A 21047-nucleotide genomic window follows, 5' to 3' on the forward strand; every position below is an offset into this window, starting at 1 on the left:
GTCAGCAGATGCCGAGCATGTCAGCCAGATCAACCCGGTCAACCCGGTCAATCGGCTTCCGATGCCGCTTTGAGCGAACCAATCTTCAGGGAACCGTCCTGGCGTTGCGCCTCCGGCGACAAAGGGGAGCCATGACCTGCGCTATCCGTTTGAATGGCATTCGGGTGACGCTCGGCAAGGTCTTCCAGCAGCGTCGCCGATGGAATGAAGAACAGGCCGCCGGTGACTGCCCTGCTGAAGTCAAGCAGCCTGTCATAGTTTCCAGGCGGCCGCCCGACGAACATGTTCTCAAGCATCTGCTCCAGCGGCTTGGGCGAGCGGGCATACCCGATGAAGAACGTGCCAAACTCGCCTTTGCCCGGCTGGCCAAAAGGCATGTTGTCGCGCAGGATCTTCACCTCCTCCCCGCCTTCCTCAAGCGTAGTGAGCGAACTATGCGACGACGACGGCTTGACCGCTGCATCGAGCTCGATGTCCGACAGCTTCGTGCGGCCGATGATTCGCTCTTGCGTCTCGACGGAGAGGTTGTTCCAGCCAGCCATGTCATGCAGGTACTTTTGCACCATCACGTAGCTGCCCCCGGCGAACGAGGGGTCCTCATCGCCAATGATCGTGAAGCGGACGGACTCGGCGCCCGTCGGGTTCTCGGTGCCATCGACAAAGCCGACCATGCTGCGCATGTCGAAGTAGCGAAAGCCATGCACTTCGTCAACCACCGACACGGCCGAGCCAAGCCGGCTCATCAGCTGTGTTGCGAGTTCGAAGCACAGGTCCATCTGGTCGGCGCGAATATGCAGGAGCAGGTCGCCCGGCGTCGCCATGGCGCGCCGGTCGCCGGCACCGAATTCGCGAAAGGGGTGCAAGCCAGCGGGACGGGGGTCTCCGAACAGTCTGTCCCAGGCCTCCGAACCAAATCCGCAGACGCACGAGAGGTTGCCACCGGGGACTCGCTTTCCCACGGCACGAACGAGGGCGCCGATATCCGCACACAATGCGCGCACGGTATCCGCGCTGTCATCGCCCGCGGACAGGACCGCGACGATGAAGATCGCGCTACGGGTGATCGGACTACATACGGCTTGCTGCTCGGGGATGATGTTTGCCATGTTGACGAGTGTCTTCCAGGACGAGTTTCAGGAATGGTGGAATGATAAATGACTGTTCGCGATAACCGCGCGATGACTTCGCGATAACCGGACCGCTGTCTATCCTATCATTCAAAGGTGCCTATGCTTGGTGGATGGCCTGCTTGTTGCGTGGGAAGGTTAAGTTCGCCGAACGCAAGCGTCGCTGGTCACTCCGGAGGATCAAAGAGATGAACAACTTGCTCAATCGGGCTTCAAGGTGGCGCAGCCGCTGGAGCCAGTTATTCTGGCTAGTTGGGCTCTGGGCCGCCGGCGTGCTTTCAGTCGCTTTGGTCGCGGCACTCATCCGGCTCGCGATGGGGGCCATTGGATTCAGGTCTCATTGAATACAAGGATGGACCCTGTGTTCATCGATCGGAGGTGTCTGTTGACGCGTGCGGCCTGGCCAAGGCAGGCCCTTGCGTTTTAGTGGGGAGCCCGAACATGCAGGAATTTGACTTTTACATCCATCTCAAGAAGCCGACGCTGGGACTCTACGTGCTGAAGGGGGCAGGCCTGCCCGACCTCCAGGATGCAAGTCAGTGGCAGTTCGAGGGGCATGTCTGGCAGAGCGAGCTGCCGCCCGGGCTCCTGAAGGAACTGCAAGCCAATGGCCACGCGTTTCAAGAACTGGGCGGGTGAGTGTGCTCCCGGTCCCGCCATGTGGCGGCGGTGGCCACTGCCATCAGATGGTCGACGGGCATACGCGCCGCTCGGCAGGTCATCTACCGCCCCGAGCGTCCAAGCACGACGGCTGCCTCGGCGGTCAGCATGAGAAAGGTGAGCGTTTCCTGAAAATACAATCGAACGGTGGCTTCGGTATGGTCAAGGTACCCAATGGATACGTCCTGGCCGATGTGCAGTTCGAAATCGCCGCCCCGCTCGGTGAGCACCACGCCGCCGTCCATCGCCGGCGCCCAGATGATGTCACCGTCCACAAGCTGGCGAATGTCGCGTAGAACAGGATATCCGTTGTCAGTGGCCCCGCTCACGGCTGTGAATGGCTTGTCGCCCAGAAGTAGCCTGTAGGGCCCATCGACGCCAGCACGGCGCAGCTGGTCTACCGCCTGCGCCACCGCGGCTGGATATTCGCCGATATCGGGTGGAAGGTCCAGTGCGGCATGGCCGGCCCCCTGAGAGATTCCCTGAATCCCGGCCGCCGCATAGCCTTCGAAGACAATGCGATCCTCGGCCTGTGCGAGCTTGCGCGCCGCATCCTTCAGTGGCTGCAGGTCGGGATTGTTCGACCCACGTTCGACGCCATCCATCTCCAGGCGCGACAGCGCAAACGGGACCCGTAGTTCCACCAGCGCCCGCACATCGCGTTGGCCCGCTTCGATGCCATCGTCCGGCGGTGCGATTTCCCGCAGTTGGCCAGTGCCAACCGCGGAGAATTCGAGACCCTTCGGTCCAATCAGATCAACAACACGCCGAGCGGCGAAGTAGCGTTTGAGGGTGCGAGATGCTTCCTGTTCAATCTGCTCCCAAGCACCTTCGGAGATTGGCGCCAACTGCCGATGGAGATTGTTCATTTGAAGGCTTCCTTTGACTGGTCGCTGAACTAGTCGCTACGCGTTGGATCGTCATACCGTCTTCGTTGCGTCGTTGCGTCGTTGCTCGATCATTCTCAATGAACGTCACGGGCCGGGCAAGAGCACAGCAAGGCTTCTGCCGCGTCGTATTGTGAGAGCTGATCCCACTGTGCTCTAAACGGTGCTCGCTGCCACGCCCGGAGACCAGGAACCGTGCCGCCGCACGCATCGCATGCCATCCAGTTTTCCTTCACCGAACAGATGGAAAAGAGGGACAGCACAGTCGACGCGTACCGATCGTTATCAACTGTATCTTTGCGGCGGCCTGGCGATCAGCTATGTTAGCCACAGGCTGATCTTGCTGCGACGAAGTCGGAAACACACCAAGACGGGGGCAGAAGAATCAGTCAACAGCTGGATGATTCCAGTGGCCTCTCGGCCTCGCATCTCCAGAACAACCCGGCTGCCATGCCGCATCCGATTCGAACAGTCTGAAGGCTTCAATCAACAGGGATTTTCACGCCATGCCAGACCTTTGCGATATCTGTAATGCACGCCCCGCGGTTGCCCGGGTTACCGTGATGGAGAACGGCAAGCGCAGGACACTCTCAATCTGTGACTATCACTACCGGCAGATGTTGCGGCACCAGAACATGCTGAACCCGTTCGACTCCTTGTTGAGCGGAGCAAGCGGGCTGTCCCATCTGTTTGGGGGCATGGGTGGCGAGGCCGACGATGCGGGCTCGTTCTCTGCCGAGGTGCCGCGCGAATCGGTCGATGCCACGGACGCCTTCAGCGAGCAGACGCTAGAACTGTTGCAGCGCGCGGCAGAAAAGGCGCACGAGTTGCACCGCGCCGAGCTCGACACGGAGCATCTTCTGTACGTGCTTGCCGACAACGACATTGCCGGCGCACTGCTCAAGGAACTCAAGATCTCGGCGCAGGACATCAAGACCTACATCGACGAGCACGCGCGCACAGGCGAAGCGGCCCCCGACGCGCCGCTCGACCGGATGACGATCTCGCCGCGTTTGAAGAAGGCCTTTCAGTTTGCCTTCCAGGCGTCGCACGAGCTGGGCCACTCGTACGTCGGGCCCGAGCATCTGCTGATCGGCCTTGCCGCGGTACCCGAGAGCATCGCGGGAGCCCTGCTCAAGAAGTATGGCGTGACACCGGAAGGCTTGCGCCAGAAGGTCGTGAAGGTGGTGGGGAAGGGCGCGGAGGATGGCCGCATCGAAGGCGGCACAGGCACGCCCAACCTGGACAAGTTTGGCCGCGATCTCACCGCCATGGCACGCCAGGGCAAGCTCGATCCGGTGCTTGGCCGCGCGCAGGAAATCGAGAGCACGATCGAGGTGCTTGCCCGGCGCAAGAAGAACAATCCCGTGCTGATCGGCGAGCCGGGGGTCGGCAAGACGGCCATCGTGGAAGGACTCGCGCAGCGGATCGTCAACGGCGACGTGCCGGAGGTCCTGCGCGACAAGCGGCTCGTCGAAGTGAATATCAACGCGATGGTTGCGGGAGCGAAGTACCGTGGCGAATTCGAGGAGCGCGCGCAAAAGCTGATCGAGGAGGTCACCGCGAAGCAGGACTCGTTGATCCTGTTCGTGGACGAGTTGCACACGATCGTCGGGGCCGGGCAGGGCGGGGGCGAGGGCGGCCTCGACATCGCCAATGTGCTCAAGCCTGCGCTGGCGCGCGGCGAGCTCAGCCTGATCGGCGCAACGACACTGAATGAATACCAGAAGTACATCGAGAAGGACGCGGCACTCGAGCGGCGCTTTCAGCCGGTCCTCGTGCCGGAGCCGAGCGTCGAGCAGACCATCGTGATCCTGCGCGGCTTGCGTGACAAGCTGGAGGCGCATCACCAGGTGACCTTCTCCGACGATGCTTTCGTTGCGGCGGCCGAGTTCGCAGATCGCTACATTACATCGCGCTTCCTGCCCGACAAGGCGATCGACCTGATCGACCAGGCCGCGGCACGGGTGCGGATCGGCGCGACATCCCGTCCGGCCGCGATCCAGGAACTGGAAGCGGAAGCCGCGCAGCTCAAGCGCGAGCAGGACTATGCGTCGTCGCGCAAGCGCTTTGACGAGGCGAAGCGCTTCGAGGAGCGCATCGGCGAGAAGCAGAAGCAGCTCGACGAGGCGATGGAGGCGTGGCAGCGAAAGACAGGCTCGGAGACGCTCGAGGTGACGGTGGCGACAGTGGCTGAGGTCGTGTCTCGCCTCACTGGCATTCCAGTTGCCGAGCTCACGCAGGCCGAGCGGCAGAAGCTCCTGGCCATGGAGGCGAAGCTGCGCGAACGGGTGGTTGGCCAGGAGGATGCGGTGGTCGCGGTGAGCGATGCGGTACGTCTGTCGCGCGCGGGCCTCGGCCAGACGCACCGGCCGATCGCGACCCTGCTGTTCCTGGGACCCACCGGCGTGGGCAAGACGGAGCTGGCGAAGGCCTTGGCCGAAACCGTGTTTGGCGACGAGCAGGCGATCATCCGCATCGACATGTCCGAGTACATGGAGCGCCACGCGGTGGCGCGCCTGATCGGTGCGCCACCGGGCTACGTGGGCTACGAAGAGGGCGGCCAGCTGACCGAGCGCGTGCGGCGGCGTCCTTACAGCGTGATCCTGCTTGACGAGATCGAGAAAGCGCACCCCGACGTCTACAACGTGCTGCTGCAGGTGTTCGACGACGGTCGGCTCACCGATGGCAAAGGCCGTGTGGTCGACTTCAGCAACACGATCCTGATCGCSACCAGCAACCTCGGSKCYGCCATCATCATGGAKAACCTGGCGCRGCCCGAGGCCGCGCGCAAACCTGACAAGGCAGTCCGCGAGGCGCTGATGGACGTGCTGAAGGGGCACTTCCGTCCGGAGTTCCTGAACCGGATCGACGAGATCATCGTGTTCAACGCACTGGCCAAGGAGAACATCCGCGCGATCGTGCACATCCAGCTCGATCGCATCGTGCGTACCGCGGCAGCACAAGACATCACGCTCAGCTTTGGCGAGGCGCTCGTCGACCATCTGGTCGACGTCGGCTACCAGCCCGAGTTCGGCGCACGCGAACTGAAGCGCCAGATTCGCCAGATCATCGAAACGCGTCTCGCCAAGGAGATTCTCGGTGACGCGCTGAAGTCGGGCGACAGCGCCACGATCGACTACGACAAGGACAGCGGTGACATTCGGTTCGACAAGCGCCAGGCCGAGCCCAAGGCAAAGGGCACCCCGCTCCCCGATGGAACCACGTCCAAGGAGACGGATCCGGAGCGTCGTGCCGGATCAAAGCCGAAGAAGTCGGCCGCATAGTGGACACCGAGACGCGTCAGGCCGGCTCGATTGCATAGCGCCACATTTTTCATCCATGGAGTTCATCAAATGACCAATCGACGCGAAGTGCCCGGCATCAGGGAATACGACGGCCCTGCTGGCGGCTGGGGAGCGCTGCGAGCGACGGCCCAGGCCATCCGGCTGCAGATGGAAACCATCAAGGCCCCGATCACGCTGCTTCGGACCAATCAGCCCGACGGCTTCGATTGCCCGGGTTGCGCCTGGCCCGACAAGGAGCACCGCTCCAACTTCCAGTTCTGCGAGAACGGCGCGAAGGCCGTCACGTGGGAGGCGACGACCAAGCGCGTGCGCCCGGAGTTTTTTGCAGACAACACCGTCTCATCGCTGCTGCAGCGGTCGGATTTCGAACTGGAGGACATGGGCCGGCTGACGCATCCGCTCGTGTACGACCGCGCCACGGATACATTCCGGGCTGTCGAGTGGGAGGAGGCGTTCGGCCGGATCGGGCAGATCCTGCGCAGCTTGCCGCCAGACCAGGTGGAGTTCTATACGTCCGGCAGGGCGTCGAACGAGGCCGCCTACCTGTACCAGCTCTTTGTGCGGGAGTACGGCACGAACAATTTCCCTGACTGCTCGAACATGTGTCACGAGCCGACCAGTGTCGGGCTGCCGCAATCGATCGGTATCGGCAAAGGCACGGTATCGCTTGACGACTTCGACAAGTGCGATCTCATCATCGCAATCGGCCACAACCCGGGCACGAATCATCCGCGGATGATGGGCACGCTGCACGAGGCATCACGGCGCAACGTGCCGATCATCGTCTTCAATCCGCTGCGCGAACGCGCCCTGGAGCGCTTTGCCGATCCGCAGAACTGGCTTGAGATGGCCACCTACGGCTCGACCCGGATTGCCTCGACCTACTTCCAGGTCAATGCCGGCGGCGACGCGGCCGCGCTCAAGGGCATCATGAAGTCGCTGATGGCGATGGAGGCGGAACAGGGCAACGTGCTTGACCGTGAATTCATCGCCGCGCACACGACCGGCTTCGACGCCTTCGCTGCGGATCTGGAGGCCACGACATGGGAGGACATCGAAAAGGCGAGCGGACTATTGCAAGCCGATCTCGAGCAGGTGGCCATCGCCTATGCGAAGTCGAACGCCGTGATTGTCACGTACGGCATGGGCGTCACCCAGCATAACAAGGGCACGGCTAATGTCCGCCTGATCGCCGACCTGCTGCTGTTGCGCGGTAACTTCGGCAAGCCTGGCGCTGGCATATGTCCGCTGCGCGGGCACTCCAACGTCCAGGGAAACCGCACGGTCGGCATCACGGAGAAGCCGTCGGAGGATTTCCTCAAGCGGCTCGAAGGCGTCTTCGGTTTCCAGCTTCCCCGCGAACACGGCCACGACGCCGTTAATGCCATGGAAGCGATGATCCATGGTGCCTCGAAGGCCCTGATCTGCCTGGGCGGGAATTTCGCCGTGGCACTTCCGGATCCCGAACAGTCCTTTCCGGCGATGGCAAAGCTCGACCTGAGCGTGCACGTCGGCACCAAGCTCAATCGCACGCACCTCCTGGTGGCGAAGGAAACCTACATCTTCCCGTGCCTTGGCCGTACCGAGCTCGATGTGCAGCAGAGCGGGCCGCAATCGATCACGGTGGAAGACTCGATGTCCATGGTCCACGCATCGGCCGGCAAGCTTGCTCCCGCATCCGAGCAGTTGCGCTCGGAGCCGGCCATCGTTGCCGGCATCGCGCACGCAACCTTGCCGGACAGCAAGGTGCCGTGGCTGGAGCTGATTGCCGACTACGACAAGATCCGTGACCTGATCGACAGGACCATCCCGGGGTTCGAAGCCTTCAATGAACGCATCCGCACGCCGGGCGGATTCCGCCTTCCATTGCCGCCGACCGAGCGCAAGTGGCTTACGCCCTCGGGAAAGGCCGAGTTCTCCGTGTACGGCGGCGTGCACGAGGACGCGGAGGTTCTCGGGGGTGAGAACGTGCTGCGCCTGATCACGATCCGCAGCCATGACCAGTACAACACCACGATCTACGCCCTGGATGATCGCTATCGCGGTGTGTTCGGGCGCCGCGACGTCCTGTTCATGAACGAGGCCGACCTGACGTCGCATGGACTGGAACACGGAGACCTGGTCGACATCGAAACCATCGTCTCGGACAGGCCGCTGCGGCTCAAGAACATCACGGCGATCGCCTACAGCATCGCGCGGGGATCGGTGGCTGCCTACTATCCGGAGGCGAACGTACTGGTGCCGCTCGATTACATCGACAAGGAGAGCGGCACGCCGTCATACAAATCCATTCCCGTTCGCGTGACACGTGCGGCTGGCAATTGAATTGACTATGGATGCGCCGGGCATAGAGCCTGGCGCCGATGCTATTCCTCGCCCGCCTTGTATTGCTGCTCGAGGCGGTCGAACAGCACCTTGTTCACCAGTCGCTGGCGTTCGCTGAACGATGCGACCAGCGACGGATCCTCGTCCAGCCGCCCGCTGTCGCGCAGCACGGTCAGCGCCTGCTGCATGCCGTGGACCGCGCCTTGTAGCGCCGCGTTCGCGTACAGCACGATGCCGTAGCCCAGTTTGCCGAGTTCGTCGCGCGGCAGGGTCGGCGTTTTGCCGCCGATCACGACATTGATCAGTTGGGGCGTATCGAACAGCGCGGGCAGGCGCTGGATATCGGCGAGCGACTCGGTCGCCTCGATAAAGAGAATATCCGCGCCGGCTTCGACGAAACGATGCCCGCGCTCGATCGCGGCTTCGATGCCGTGCCCGGCGCAGGCGTCCGTGCGGCCCACGATCAGCAGGTTGCTGTCTTCCCGCGCATCGACGGCCGCGTGAAGCTTGCCAATCATCTCGCTGGTCGAAATCACCGCCTTTCCGGCAAAGTGGCCGCATTTCTTTGGCAGCACCTGATCCTCGATCTGGATGGCGTCGGCACCTGCGCGCTCAAGCGTGCGCACCGCGTGGCGGACGTTCAGCGCATTGCCGAAGCCCGTGTCCGCGTCCACGATCAGCGGCAGGTCAACGGCATCGCGCACGCGGGCCGTATGCTCGGCGATATCCTGCAGCCCGATAAAGGCCAGATCGGGCAGCCCGAACGACATATTGGTCACGCCTGCGCCCGTCAGGTAGAGCGCCTCGAAGCCGGCGTCCTCGATGATGCGGGCACTTAGCGCGTTGAACGCGCCGGGCGCCAGCAGGCCCCTGCGCTCGTCGACCTTGCGGCGGAATGTCGCGCGGCGGCTGGCTGAATGAGATGACATGGCACTTACCTCTGGACTCTGAATGAAGGAGATCCCCTTTCAGCACAATCCATGCCAACGGCTGGATTTTTCATATCTCCAGATAAATCAATAACTTACGCGCGCACCCCAACGAGTGATTCGTGCGAGAATGTTCCTTTATTTTTATGAAACGTTTCGCGAAACGTTTCGTGGAACATCTCACACCTGCTAGAGGAAACCTCTCGTGCCGACGCTCTCTCCATTCACTTCCGTTTCGCGGCACGACGCGCATCGGCCCGGCATTGCCCTGGTCAGCATCAGCCGCCTGCAAGCGTTGTGCGAAACCGTGGCGCCGCGCTACAGCGACCGGGCGAAGATACTGGCGGTACGAGAAGGGTATGGCGCCGCGGTCGCCGCGCTGCAGGCATACGTCGACGCGGGCACCGTGGATGTCGTGCTTGCGGCGGGCTCGAACGGCGCCTATCTGCGCGATCACCTGAGCGTGCCCGTGGTGATGGTCAAGGTGAACGGCTTTGACGTGCTCAGCGCGATCGCGCAAGCCGCTTCGGCCTGGCCGGGAGAGCGGGTCGGGCTCGTCCTGCATGAGACGGTTTCGCATGAGCTTGACGATCTGCGGGCCTGGTTGAAGGTGGATCTGCTCCAACGCGCCTATCGCTCGATCGACGAGGTACGGACCGCGGTCGCATCGCTTGCCGCGCAGGGTTGCACGGTCATCATCGGACCCGGCATGGCGTGCGACTTCGCACAGCAGGCGGGCCTTGAAAGCGTGTTCCTGTACTCCCTTGGGGCGGTCGAGGAAGCCTTCGAGCGTTCTATCGAGCTGGCAAGGGTCAGCCGGCACAAGGAGTCGAAGCGCGTGCGCTTGAACACCATCGTGGCGCACCTGCGCGATGGCGTGGCGGCGTTCGACGACGCCGGGCAGCTCGAAGCCGTCAATCCCGCCATGGTCGGCCTGCTCGGGCTGGCTGGCGACAAGGATATCCCGCGTCAGCTGACGGCTGCGGTGGGGCCCTTCCTGCGCGAATCCATCAGCACCGAAGGCCCGCTAGAAGAACGGATCGCGCGCATCGGCGGGCGGGCGCTGATCGTGACCTGCCTGCCCATCGTCGAGCATGGCCTGCGTACCGGCTCGGTGGTGACGGTGCAGGACGCGCAGGCCGCGCAGCGGATCGACCGGTCATTGCGGACCACCCAGCGCCCGACGCAGCTGGTCGCACGGCACAGCCTGGACGACCTGACCGGCAGCTCAGCCGCGCTGGACAGGGTGCGGCGCCTCGCGCGTGCCGGCGCGGCGCATGACGCGACCATACTGCTGACGGGCGAGAGCGGGACAGGCAAGGAGCTGGTCGCGCAGGGCATTCACAACGCGGGCGGCCGCCGCGGCAACCCCTTCGTCGCCTTCAATTGCGCGGCCTTGCCGGAAGGCCTGATAGAGAGTGAACTGTTCGGGCATGAAGACGGCGCGTTCACGGGCGCGCGGCGTGGAGGCAGGCCTGGATTGTTCGAGACCGCCCACACCGGGACGATTTTCCTCGATGAGATCGGCGAGATGCCGGCGGCCCTGCAAAGCCGGCTGTTGCGCGTATTGCAGGAACGCGAGGTCATGAAGCTAGGCTCGGGGCGCGCCACGCCGATCGATGTGCGCGTCATCGCGGCGACGCACCGGGACCTGCACGCCCTGGTGGCAAAGGGCCTGTTTCGCGCAGACCTTTACTTCCGGCTGAACCTGCTGCAGATCGCGCTGCCGGCGTTGCGCGACCGGCGCAGCGACATACCGGAACTGGCGCGCCACCTGGTCAAGCGGAGCATCGCGCAATATGGCTTGCCGGACGAAGTCATGCCGCGTGCGCTGGAACTGCTGGTACCCCTGTTCCAAGGATACGCATGGCCGGGCAACGTGCGCGAACTGGAAAATCTGCTGACCCGCGCGGCGATCTACCTTGGCGATCCCCAGGCCGGATCCATGCAGGAGATTCGCGCTGTCTTTCCCGAATTCGAGCGAATGCGCCCAGAGCCGCCGGCGCTTGGCAGCGATGCGCAGCGGCCTGCGCTGACCCGCGCCGACGTACTGCTTGCGCTCGAACAAGCCGGCGGCAACCGCGCCGAGGCCAGCAGGCAACTGGGGATCGGGCGCACCACGCTGTGGCGGATGTTGAAGACGGGAGCGTAGGCGGATTCCGCGCCGGGCGCGCATGCATCATGCTCAATGCCGGGCGGATTGCGGGTCACCCGGCCATTCTCCGCCGAGCGCCCGATACAGCTGCACGGCCGCCAGCGCCTGCGCCGTTTGCGTCTGGATCAGTTCGTCCTCCCGCTGCAGCGCGCCGACGCGCGCGTCCAGCACATCCTGCAGCGTGCGCTGTCCGCCTTCATAGAGACGCGTGGCGTTCTGGCTGTTGCGCTGCGCGGTAGCGACCACGTCGGCCAGCCGGGCGCCGCGCTGGTCCAGGCTGCTGCGCTGGCTGTAGGCGTTATCCACTTCCTCCAGCGTGCGCAGCACCGCCTGGTTGTATTCCGCCTGCGCGGCCTGCAGGCGGGCGTCGCCCGCATCGATGCCGGCCTGGATGCGGCCCGCGGTGAAGATGGGCAACTGCACGCCGACGCCCACCAGCCCGCCGGTGCCGCTCAGCGCCGGCAGCCCGTCCACGTGCAGGCGCCCGTCCTGGCCGAGGAACGTCAGGTAAAACCGGGGAAACTGTTCCGCCTTGGCGCTGCCGAGCCTGGCCGCCTGCGCGCGTACCAGCGCGGCCATGGCGCGCACATCCGGGCGCCGCTCGATTACGTCCGACGGCACCTGCCCGGCGGGCGGCGACGGCACGAAGAACGCGGGCGGCGGCGAAAGCGCCGCCGCGGCCTGCGGCACCTGGCCGGCGAGCACCGCAAGGCGGCGTTCCCGCATCGAGATCTGGCTCGTCAGCACCGGGCGCTGCGCCTGCAATGCGCCAAGCTGTTCGCTCACGCGGTCGACATCGTAGGACAGCGCCTGTCCGGCCGCATAGCGCGCGCGGGTATAGCTCAGCAACTGACCGACGATTTCCGTGCTCCGGTCCAGTTGCTGCAGGCGGCGCTGCAGGCCGCGCGCCGCCAGGTAGTTCTCGGCCACGTCGGCGGCGATCACCAGGCGCGTGCCGCGCAGGCGCTCTTGCGCGCTGAGGGCAACGGCCGCTGCGGCTTGCGCGTCGCTGCGGCGGGCGCCGAAGACGTCGACCTCCCAGGCCACGGTCAGTCCGGCAAGATATCCGTCCAGGCCGGGCGAGGTATCCGGCAGGCCCGGGGGGCTGCGCAAGTCGGCCACGCCGCGTGCCGCGCGCGCCTGTGCCGACAGCGTCGGGTAGAGCGCCGATTCGGCAACCTGCCCGATCGCGCGTGCCTCCGCCACGCGCGCCTGGGCCACGCGCAGATCGAGATTGGCCGCCAGCGTCTCGGTCACGCGCTGCGTCAGTTCCGGGTCGTTCCAGTTCTGCCACCACTGCGCCAGGTCCTGCGCCGCGGCCGGCGTGCCCTCGGCGGGGGCTTCCTTGAACGCGGCTGGCGCCGCGATACTGTCGGGCACGGTGACGTCGACCGTGGCGCAGCCGGCCAGGCCGGCTGCGGCGATGCTTGCGATGCCTGCAATGAGGCCGGCGAGGATGCCGCGTCGTGGATAGGTACTCAAGGCGGAAATCCGTTGGGTGGGCGGGCTGGAGGAAAGGCGGGCGTGGTCAGGGTGGTCAGGCATGGCGGTCTATCCTTGCTGCGCGAGCATGGAGCGGAACCGTGTCAGCGCCAGGGCCAGGAAGATCCCGCCCGCGGCTGTGACGCCGAGCAACTGCGGCCACACCACATCCACGCCCGCGCCGCGGAACAGGATGGCCTGCGTGAGCGTGACGAACTGGGTGGTCGGCAGGAACTGCACCGCGTGCTGCATGGCCTGCGGCATGCTCTGCACCGGCGTGGCGGCGCCGGACAGCAGGTAGGCAACGGCATAGGTCGGCACCGCCAGCAAACCGAACTGCGGCATCGCCGGCGCGATGGTCGCCAGCCACATGCCGAGCGCCGTCACCGAGAACAGGTAGAGCGCGGTGCTCAGCGCAAAGAGCCCCATCGAGCCGGTCAGTGGCACATCCAGCCACAGATGCACCACCAGCCACAGCGACAGCAGGGACGCCAGGAAGATCACCGCGCCATTGGCCAGGATCTTCGCCACCGCGATCTCGCTGGCGCGCACCGGCATCACCAGCAAGTGCTCGATGGTGCCGTGCTCGCGCTCGCGGATCACCGCCGCGCCTACCAGGATGATGGCCAGCACCGTGATATTCACCACGATCTGCATGGTCGACGTGAACCAGTGCGACTCCGTATTGGGATTGAACAGCACCGTACTCTGCGCACGCACGGGCAGCTGCGCCTCGATGCCCCGCGCGTGCAGGAATTCAAGCGCCTCACGCGTGAAGATCTGCTGCAGGTAGCTGGCCCCCAGGCCCGCCTGGGTCATCGCGGTGGCATCGACCAGCACCTGCACCGCCGGCGTTCTTCCCGCCAGCACGTCGGCTTCGAAGCGCGGCGGGATCTCGATGGCGAAGATATATCGCCCCCGGTCCAGCTCCGCATCGACGGCGTGCCGGTCCACATCCACCGGCGTCTTGAAATACGGCGGCCGGATCGCATCGCGCAAGCGGCGCGAGAGCTCGGAGTGGTCGGCATCCACGATGGCCACCGATGCGTTCGACACCTCGGCCTTGATGCCCTTGGCGACCGAATGCACGGCCAGCGTGAAGGCAAAGACGATCAGTGCCATCAGCGTCACATCGCTGAACAGGCTGCGCAACTCCTTGCCGCACAGCCGAGCCACGTTCTTGCACCATTGATTCATCGCGGCATCTCCCGGCTATGCTTCCTGCTTGCGCAGAAGCAGACGCGCGCCCGCCAGGTACAGCAGCGCGAAACCCAGCAAGGCCAGGTACATGGTGCCGAAGCTGCCCACGCCAAGCCCCTTGGTAAAACTGCCAAGGCTGACCAGCTGGAACCACGACGACGGAAAACCCAGGCCGATCCAGTAGCTGCTGCCCGTCAGCGTCGACACCGGATACAGCAGGCCGGAGAAGTTGACCGACGGAATCAGGCACAGGATCGCGGTGCCGAAGATGGCCGCCACCTGCGAACGCACGAAGGTCGACATCAGCAGCCCGAGCGCGGTGGCCGCCAGCACGAACAGCGCGGCGCCGATCGACAAGGCGAGGAAGGATCCCTTCAGCGGCACCTGCAGCAGCACGATGGCCAGCGCCACCAGGGTCAGGTAGCTGATCATCGCCAGCCCCACGTAGGGCAGTTGCTTGCCGATCAGGTACTCGCCCACGCTGGCCGGTGAGGCATAGAGGTTGGTGATCGACCCCATCTCCTTCTCCCGCACCACGCCGAGCGCGGTCAGCATGGTCGGGATCAGGATCAGCGCCAGCATGATGATGCCGGGCGTGATCGCGTAGATGCTGCGGAACTCCTGGTTGTAGATAAAGCGCGTCTCGATCGACACCGGCAGCGCCGCCGGGCGCTCCGGCTGCGCGCGCATCTGCGCATTGGCGTAGGCCAGCAGCACGCCGGTCACATAGGCGCGCGTGGTGGCGCCCGGGAACGGGCTGGACCCGTCGACGCGGAATGCGAGCTCCGGCTGGCGCCCGGCCAGCAGGTCGCGCTCGAAGCCGGGCGGCAGCTCGACGATCAGCATATCGGCCGCGGCGCGCAGGCGCCGGTCCGCGTCCGCCTCGCTGTGCACGCCATCGGTCTGCACGAAATAGCGCGAGCCGGAGAACTGCTCCACCAGCTCGCGGCTGGCGCGGCTCTGGTCGCGGTCCAGCACGGCGAAGCGCACGTTCTCCACATCGAAGGACACGCTCCACGCCGCGGCGCACAGCAGCACGATCGGGCCGAGGATGGCGAATGCCAGYCGGAGCCGGTCGCGCGCCAGCTCCATGGCCTCGCGCCTGGCGAATGCCCAGGTCCGCGCCAGCCGCGAGCCGCCGGCAGGCGCGGCTGGCCGGCCGACCGGCGCGGGGGGCGGGGCGGGTTGCGCGGGCGCTGCCGTCGCCGCAGCCGAAGCGGCGGCGACCGCGGCGGCTGCGCCGTTCTCCGGGGTCTCCGCCTGCTCCAGGTAGCTGACGAACGCATCCTCCAGCGTCTGCGCGCCGCAGCTTTCCCGCAGCGCGTCCGGGCTGCCCACCGCCAGCACGCGGCCGCGGTGCATGAAGGAGATGCGGTCGCAGCGCGCCGCCTCGTTCATGAAGTGGGTGGAAACGAAGATCGTCACGCGCTGCTGGCGCGACAGCTGGACCAGATGGCGCCAGAACATGTCGCGCGCGCCGGGGTCCACGCCGGAGGTGGGCTCGTCGAGGATCAGCACTTCCGGATGGTGCAGGCAGGCCGCAGCCAGCTGCAGGCGCTGGCGGATGCCGAGCGACAGGGCAGCGGGCCGCGCATCGGCATGCTGGTCCAGCTCGAAATCGAGCAGGGCCTGCCTGACCGCCTTTTGCGCGCGCTCGCCCTCCATCCGGTAGAGCCTGGCATGCAGGTCCAGGTTCTGCCGTACCGTCAGTTCCTCGTACAGCGAGAACGCCTGCGACATATAGCCCACCCGCATGCGGGTACGCATATCGCCGGCGTCGATGGTCTGGCCGAGCAGGCGCGCGGTGCCGCTGGTGGCATCCAGCAGCCCGGTCAGCATCTTCATGGTGGTGGTCTTGCCGCAGCCATTGGAGCCGAGAAAGCCGAAGATCTCGCTGCGCTCGATGCGAAAGCTCACATTGTCCACGGCGGTAAAGGCACCGAAGCGCCGCGTCAGCCCTTCGGCCTCGATGGCGGGTTCGTCGCCATCCGGCGGGCGGGGCGGGATCACCAGTCCCGTGGCATCGCCGCGCCGGGCCGCCGGCAGCAGCGAGATATAGGCCTGCTCGAGGTCGCCGGTGCCCGCGCGCGCCAGCACATCGGCGGTACGGTCGCACACGAGCACCTTGCCCGCATCCATGGCCACCAGATGCTCGAAGCGCTGCGCCTCCTCGATATACGCGGTGGCGACGATCACCGTCATATTGCTGTGCTCGGCGCGCAGGTCTTCCACCAGGGTCCAGAACTGGCGCCGCGACAGCGGGTCCACCCCCGTGGTGGGCTCGTCGAGAATCAGCAGGTCCGGGTTGTGGACCAGCGCGCAGCACAGGCCAAGCTTCTGCTTCATGCCGCCCGAGAGCTTGCCCGCCGGACGGTCCGGGAAAGGCGCCAGGCCGGTGGCCGCGAGCAGGCGCTCGATGCGCTGGCGCCGCTCCGTGCCGCCCAGGCCGAACAGCCGGGCAAAAAAGTCCACGTTCTCGTAGACCGACAGCGTCGGGTACAGGTTGCGTCCCAGCCCCTGCGGCATGAACGCCACGCGCGGCAACAGCGCCTCGCGCGCTTGCCGGTCACGCAAGTCCGCGCCCAGCACGGCGGCATGGCCCTGCTGGATACGCTTGACGCCGGCAAGCACGCCGAGCAGCGTCGATTTACCGACGCCATCGGGGCCGATCAGGCCGATGGTGGCATTGCCGGGCAGCGTGAGCGACACATTGTCCAGCGCCACGCTGGCGCCGTAGCGGTGCGACAGGCCATCGATCCGGATGGCCGCGGCACCGTCGGGGTGCGGACTCGGCATGGCGTCAGGCCGGCTGCCGGGGCAGCGTCAGCGCGGCGGGCCAGGGCTGCCTGGCATCCAGGCGCACAAAGCCATCGCCCGTCATGCCGGCCTTCAGTTTGGCCGCGTAGCGCTGGGCAACCTCGGGCGCCAGCTGCAGCTTGACGCGATACATCAGCTTGGCCCGCTCGGCGTCGGTCTCGACATATTTGGGGGTGAACTGGGCCTCGCTGGCCACAAAGCTGACGCGGGCCGGGATCGGTTCGTCCTTCATGGCGTCCAGCACGATGCGCGCCTCGTCGCCGATGGCCAGCTTGCCGGCAGCACCCGCGGGCAGGAACACCGTGAAATACATATCGGCCAGGTTCAGCAGCGACACCACGCGCCCTCCCGCCGGCAGCACCGTGCCGACCTCGATCACGCGATACTCCACACGCCCGGCCACCGGGGCACGGATGGTTGCCTCATCCTGCAGGATCTTCAGGCGGGCAATCTGGGCATCGGCCTCCGCGATCGCCGCGTTAGCCTCGCCAAGCGCGGCGCGCGCGCCGGTCACGCCCGCGCTCTCGCCATCCAGGCCAAGCTGCCGGCGATCGCGCTCCACCGAAGAAATCTGACGGTCCTGGTAGAGCTTGACCGCCTCGGTCAACTCCAGCCGCGCCAGCCGCTGGCGGCTCGCGCGCCCCTCGATCTCCGCCTGCGCGCGCGACGCCGCCTGCACGGCACGCTCGCGGGCTGCAGTGGCAAGGCTGAGTTGAGTCAGTAATTCGGCGTCATCCTGCCGGGCCACCACAGCGCCCGCAGCCAGGGCATCGCCCTCGCGAACTGGCAGATCGATGACGCGGCCCGGATACTTCACCGCCACGTCGAGGCGGCCGATCTCCATGCGCCCGTTGCTGTGGGCCACATAAGCCGGCCACGGGGCGCGCTGGCTGCCAAGCCACCACACGGCGGCTCCAATGGCGCCAGCAACGAACAATACCGCTATACCCCAGCCTGGTTTGAGTTTCATCGGCTACCTGTGCACCTGTGCGCTGAATGATGGAATGCCGCCGGGCGCTCCAGGGGGTTCAGGGTGTCGGGCAAAGGGGGGAGGGGAGACGACAAAGACAGACCTTGATCCGCGGGGCGACGGCGTAGGGTCCAATGCTATCCGGCGGGGTGGGGCGTGGACTTGATCTAGCGCAAGTTGGTGCCGAAGGGGGCACTTTTTGGAGGGGGAGTTCTAATAGGTGCAGGTGCCGTGTTTGGTGCTGCGTTCCATGTATCGGCTGCCCGAGCGATGTCACGCTAGGCGATGCGCAGTACCGCCGCGCCGGCCAGGCGGCCCGCGCGCAGGTCGGCCAGCGCGGCATTGGCCTGCTCCAGCGGATAGACCGTGGTGGTGGTGCGCAGCGGCGTGGCCTGGGCGATCCGCATCAGTTCCAGCCCGTCGTCGCGCGTGAGGTTGGCCACCGACACGATCGACCGCTCCTCCCACAGCAGGCGATAGGGAAAGGCCGGAATATCGCTCATGTGGATGCCGCCGCAAACCACGGTACCGCCCTTGGCAACGGCTTGCAGCGCCATCGGCACCAGCGCGCCCACCGGCGCGAAGATCAGCGCGGCATCGAGCGGCTGCGGTGCGGGCTGGTCGCTCGGACCGGTCCAGCACGCCCCGGTGTCACGGGCGAGCTGGCAGGCGGCGGTGTCGCCGGGGCGCGTGAAGGCAAAGATCTCGCGCTGCTGGGCGACGGCGATCTGCGTCACCAGATGGGCCGCGGCGCCAAATCCGTAGATGCCGATAGACCGGACCTTGCGGGCGTCCCCCGCCATGCATAGCGTACGGTAGCCAATCAGGCCCGCGCACAGCAAGGGCGCCGCATGCTCGTCGTCATAGTGATCCGGGATAAGGAAACAATAGCGGCTGTCGGCTACCACGTACTCGGCGTAGCCGCCGTCGCGCGTATAGCCGGTGAACTGCGGCGTATCGCACAGGTTTTCGCGATGCGCCGCGCAATAGCCACAGTGCCCGCAGGTCTGCCCGAGCCACGGCACGCCTACCCGGTCGCCCGGAGCAAGGGCTGTCACGCCAGCGCCACAGGATTCGACCCTGCCGACGATTTCGTGTCCGGGAATGAGCGCCGCTTTCGGGTGCGCGAGTTCGCCATCGACAATGTGCAGGTCGGTGCGGCACACGCCGCAGGTGCTCACCGCGATACGCACTTCGCCTGGGCCGGGGTTTGGCATGGGGACGCGCGCCAGGCGCAAGGCCGGCCCGGTGCCGTCGAAAATCATGGCGCGCATCGTCTCCTGCATGGTGACATCCTCGGCGGTGCCCAGCATTTATCCTAGGTCACGCCGACTGTTGCCGCTTGATCCGTATCCATGGCGTACGCGAGGCGCCAGCCCCTGTGCGGAATGTATCGGCTTGACCTGAGTCAATAGCCACGTCCAGACGCTTCCTAGACTGGATTCAGGCTCCCAAACCCAACCCGCACAGGAATGTTATGGAATACGCCAGCATCATGGTCCACCTGGACACCAGCCCCTGATGGAGAGTGCCGCGACCTATATCAACGAGGACCGCCAGCGGCGCAGCGAGGCGCGCGAGGAGGTGCACCGGCGCTTCCTGGCGGCAACACAGGACCTGGGGATCGAAACCGAGTGGCGGGCAGTGGATGGCGATCCGTTGATGATGGCGCTGCGCGAAGTGCGCGAGGCCGACCTTGTCGTTGCCGGGCAATATGATCCGGCCGATCCAGACAGCTTTGTCGCGACCCAGTTCCTGGAAACCCTCATCCTCGACGGTGGCAGGCCGGTCCTTGTCATTCCATTCGCCGGCCAGTTCGCTGTCCCCGGCGCACGTGTCATGGTGGCTTGGAACGGCGGACGCGAGGCCACGCGCGCCTTGCACGACGCCATGCCCTTGATCTGCGGCGGGCAGGCCAAGGTGCTTTGCGCGCAAGGTACCGGCGCGCGGCCCGATGCGAGCCTGCCGGGCCATGCCATGGCTGCGGCTGGCTCCGCGCACGGCCGGAAGTGAGATTGACGCGGATCATGCTAACCGGCAGCCACCCACCTATATTGAAGCTTGAAGCGGAACGAGGGTTCAGCGCGCCACGCCGCAGGCACTTCGTGCCGGCGGCCCATCACTTGATCTGGCGCAAGCGGCCTGCCCGATGTCATCGCATCATGCATGAAAATCCACTTTGCCGCGCCCGGGAGTCAACGATGTCCGATTTAACGAAAGAGCAGCTCTCCAGCCTCGTCGCCTTGCTGGACAGCAGAGAGCAGAGAATCCGTGGCCAGATGGATGCCGCTGCCGTTTCCCGTACCGTGTCCGCCGAGCGCGAAGCGAGCGACGACGCGGATCTCGCCGAGCATGGCACCGAGGAGCGCATGGACGATGCCGTGGCGGGACACTACCGCATGGAACTGGCCGACATAGCGGTGGCGCGTAATCGGATCGCCAAGCTCAGCTACGGCGTGTGCGTGGACTGCGGCGAGCCCATTCCTTATCCGCGGCTGCAAGCCTATCCCACGGCCAAACGCTGCACCCCGTGCCAGCGCAAGCACGAGCACATGTTCGGGGCGCCGAGCGGTATGCGATGAGCATGGGCTGGCGTTCCCGTGGGCGGGCTCGCCAGGTGAGTCCGCGATACAGCAGGCAGGCCGCGTGGGCGCTGCCCGATTCGATTTCAGGAGCCAGACATGAAAGTCCGTGAGCGTTCGAGCCAGGTCAGGCCGGCCCGTTGGGACCGGCTTCCCCAGGATCCCATCCACGATGCCTACAAGCAGCCGGAGCAGGCGCCTGCCATCGCTTCCTGTCCCGCTTGCCACGCAGTCTTCCTGAAAGGACGTTGGCAATGGCGGGCCGTGCCGCCCGGCGCCAAGGCGCTGATGTGCCCGGCCTGCCACCGCATCGCCGACCATGTGCCCGCAGCGCAGTTGACGCTGGATGGGGCGTTCCAGCGGGAGCACCGGGAAGAGATTCTCGGGCTGGTGCGGCACCGGGAAGCCCTGATGAGAGAGAGTCATCCGATGGAGCGCATCATGGCGACGCAGACTCAGGAGGATCGCATCACCATCACGACCACGGGCTTTCACCTGGCACGCGATATCGGCTCTGCCGTGCATCATGCGTATCGTGGCAAGCTGGAAATCGACTATCCCGACGCCGACGAGACCCTGTATGTTCATTGGCACCGCCCTTGAGG

Annotated in this window: 16 protein-coding genes; 8 read left to right on the top strand and 8 right to left on the bottom strand. The window is 65.5% G+C overall.

Annotation, left to right across the window (positions count from 1 at the left end):
* Positions 1 to 47: 47 nt before the first annotated feature.
* Positions 48 to 1106 carry a Dyp-type peroxidase gene (locus AC1DQR_RS06395; RefSeq protein WP_477132742.1) on the bottom strand — a complete coding sequence of 353 codons (1059 nt, stop codon included), beginning with the start codon at positions 1104 to 1106 and terminating at the stop codon, positions 48 to 50.
* Between the two features lie 209 nt (positions 1107 to 1315).
* Here AC1DQR_RS06395 and AC1DQR_RS06400 point away from each other — a divergent pair, with 209 nt between their 5' ends.
* Complete coding sequence (locus tag AC1DQR_RS06400) at positions 1316 to 1471, top strand: DUF2474 family protein (protein WP_416048501.1); 156 nt, start codon at positions 1316 to 1318, stop codon at positions 1469 to 1471.
* A gap of 97 nt (positions 1472 to 1568) precedes the next feature.
* On the top strand, positions 1569 to 1766 hold the full coding sequence (locus tag AC1DQR_RS06405) for a hypothetical protein (protein WP_174427735.1): 198 nt from the start codon (positions 1569 to 1571) through the stop codon (positions 1764 to 1766).
* Positions 1767 to 1849: 83 nt separating this feature from the next.
* Here the strand turns inward: AC1DQR_RS06405 and AC1DQR_RS06410 are convergent, their stop codons facing one another.
* Positions 1850 to 2656, bottom strand: a complete 807-nt coding sequence (locus AC1DQR_RS06410) for a family 1 encapsulin nanocompartment shell protein (protein ID WP_416048502.1) — start codon at positions 2654 to 2656, stop codon at positions 1850 to 1852.
* A gap of 524 nt (positions 2657 to 3180) precedes the next feature.
* Between AC1DQR_RS06410 and AC1DQR_RS06415 the strand changes: the two genes are divergently transcribed.
* Both AC1DQR_RS06415 and AC1DQR_RS06420 read left to right on the top strand, forming a co-directional pair.
* Entirely contained in the window at positions 3181 to 5961 is a 2781-nt protein-coding gene (locus AC1DQR_RS06415) for an ATP-dependent Clp protease ATP-binding subunit (protein WP_477132743.1), read from the top strand.
* A gap of 69 nt (positions 5962 to 6030) precedes the next feature.
* The gene (locus AC1DQR_RS06420) at positions 6031 to 8307 is read left to right on the top strand and encodes an FdhF/YdeP family oxidoreductase (protein WP_416048504.1); all 2277 of its coding nucleotides are present in this window, start codon (positions 6031 to 6033) and stop codon (positions 8305 to 8307) included.
* 41 nt (positions 8308 to 8348) lie between these two features.
* Here AC1DQR_RS06420 and AC1DQR_RS06425 read toward each other — a convergent pair whose 3' ends face one another.
* Complete coding sequence (locus AC1DQR_RS06425) at positions 8349 to 9236, bottom strand: isocitrate lyase/PEP mutase family protein (RefSeq protein WP_477132744.1); 888 nt, start codon at positions 9234 to 9236, stop codon at positions 8349 to 8351.
* Positions 9237 to 9441: 205 nt separating this feature from the next.
* On the opposite strand from AC1DQR_RS06425, the gene prpR reads away from it, so the two are divergent.
* Positions 9442 to 11388: a propionate catabolism operon regulatory protein PrpR gene (prpR, locus tag AC1DQR_RS06430; RefSeq protein WP_477132745.1), complete on the top strand. Its 1947-nt coding sequence runs from the start codon at positions 9442 to 9444 to the stop codon at positions 11386 to 11388.
* Between the two features lie 33 nt (positions 11389 to 11421).
* Here the strand turns inward: prpR and AC1DQR_RS06435 are convergent, their stop codons facing one another.
* The 5 genes from AC1DQR_RS06435 to AC1DQR_RS06455 form a co-directional block, all read right to left on the bottom strand.
* Positions 11422 to 12936, bottom strand: coding sequence for an efflux transporter outer membrane subunit (locus AC1DQR_RS06435; RefSeq protein ID WP_416048507.1), 1515 nt, complete (start codon positions 12934 to 12936; stop codon positions 11422 to 11424).
* A 6-nt stretch (positions 12937 to 12942) separates the two neighbouring features.
* On the bottom strand, positions 12943 to 14070 hold the full coding sequence (locus AC1DQR_RS06440) for an ABC transporter permease (protein WP_416048508.1): 1128 nt from the start codon (positions 14068 to 14070) through the stop codon (positions 12943 to 12945).
* 15 nt (positions 14071 to 14085) lie between these two features.
* Complete coding sequence (rbbA, locus tag AC1DQR_RS06445; RefSeq protein WP_416048509.1) at positions 14086 to 16869, bottom strand: ribosome-associated ATPase/putative transporter RbbA; 2784 nt, start codon at positions 16867 to 16869, stop codon at positions 14086 to 14088.
* A gap of 4 nt (positions 16870 to 16873) precedes the next feature.
* Positions 16874 to 17860 (bottom strand): HlyD family secretion protein, encoded by a 987-nt coding sequence (locus AC1DQR_RS06450; protein ID WP_416048510.1) that lies wholly within the window; start codon positions 17858 to 17860, stop codon positions 16874 to 16876.
* Positions 17861 to 18138: 278 nt separating this feature from the next.
* Positions 18139 to 19146 (bottom strand): zinc-dependent alcohol dehydrogenase family protein, encoded by a 1008-nt coding sequence (locus AC1DQR_RS06455; protein WP_416050479.1) that lies wholly within the window; start codon positions 19144 to 19146, stop codon positions 18139 to 18141.
* A gap of 235 nt (positions 19147 to 19381) precedes the next feature.
* On the opposite strand from AC1DQR_RS06455, the gene AC1DQR_RS06460 reads away from it, so the two are divergent.
* The 3 genes from AC1DQR_RS06460 (at position 19382) to AC1DQR_RS06470 (ending at position 21045) form a co-directional block, all read left to right on the top strand.
* Positions 19382 to 19873: a hypothetical protein gene (locus tag AC1DQR_RS06460; protein WP_477132746.1), complete on the top strand. Its 492-nt coding sequence runs from the start codon at positions 19382 to 19384 to the stop codon at positions 19871 to 19873.
* Positions 19874 to 20061: 188 nt separating this feature from the next.
* The gene (locus tag AC1DQR_RS06465; RefSeq protein ID WP_416048512.1) at positions 20062 to 20442 is read left to right on the top strand and encodes a TraR/DksA family transcriptional regulator; all 381 of its coding nucleotides are present in this window, start codon (positions 20062 to 20064) and stop codon (positions 20440 to 20442) included.
* A gap of 99 nt (positions 20443 to 20541) precedes the next feature.
* A complete protein-coding gene (locus AC1DQR_RS06470) occupies positions 20542 to 21045 on the top strand; it encodes a BCAM0308 family protein (RefSeq protein WP_416048513.1) in 504 nt (167 codons plus the stop codon).
* The last annotated feature ends 2 nt before the right edge of the window (positions 21046 to 21047 follow it).

This window comes from Cupriavidus sp. 05L411, from assembly GCF_056398045.1.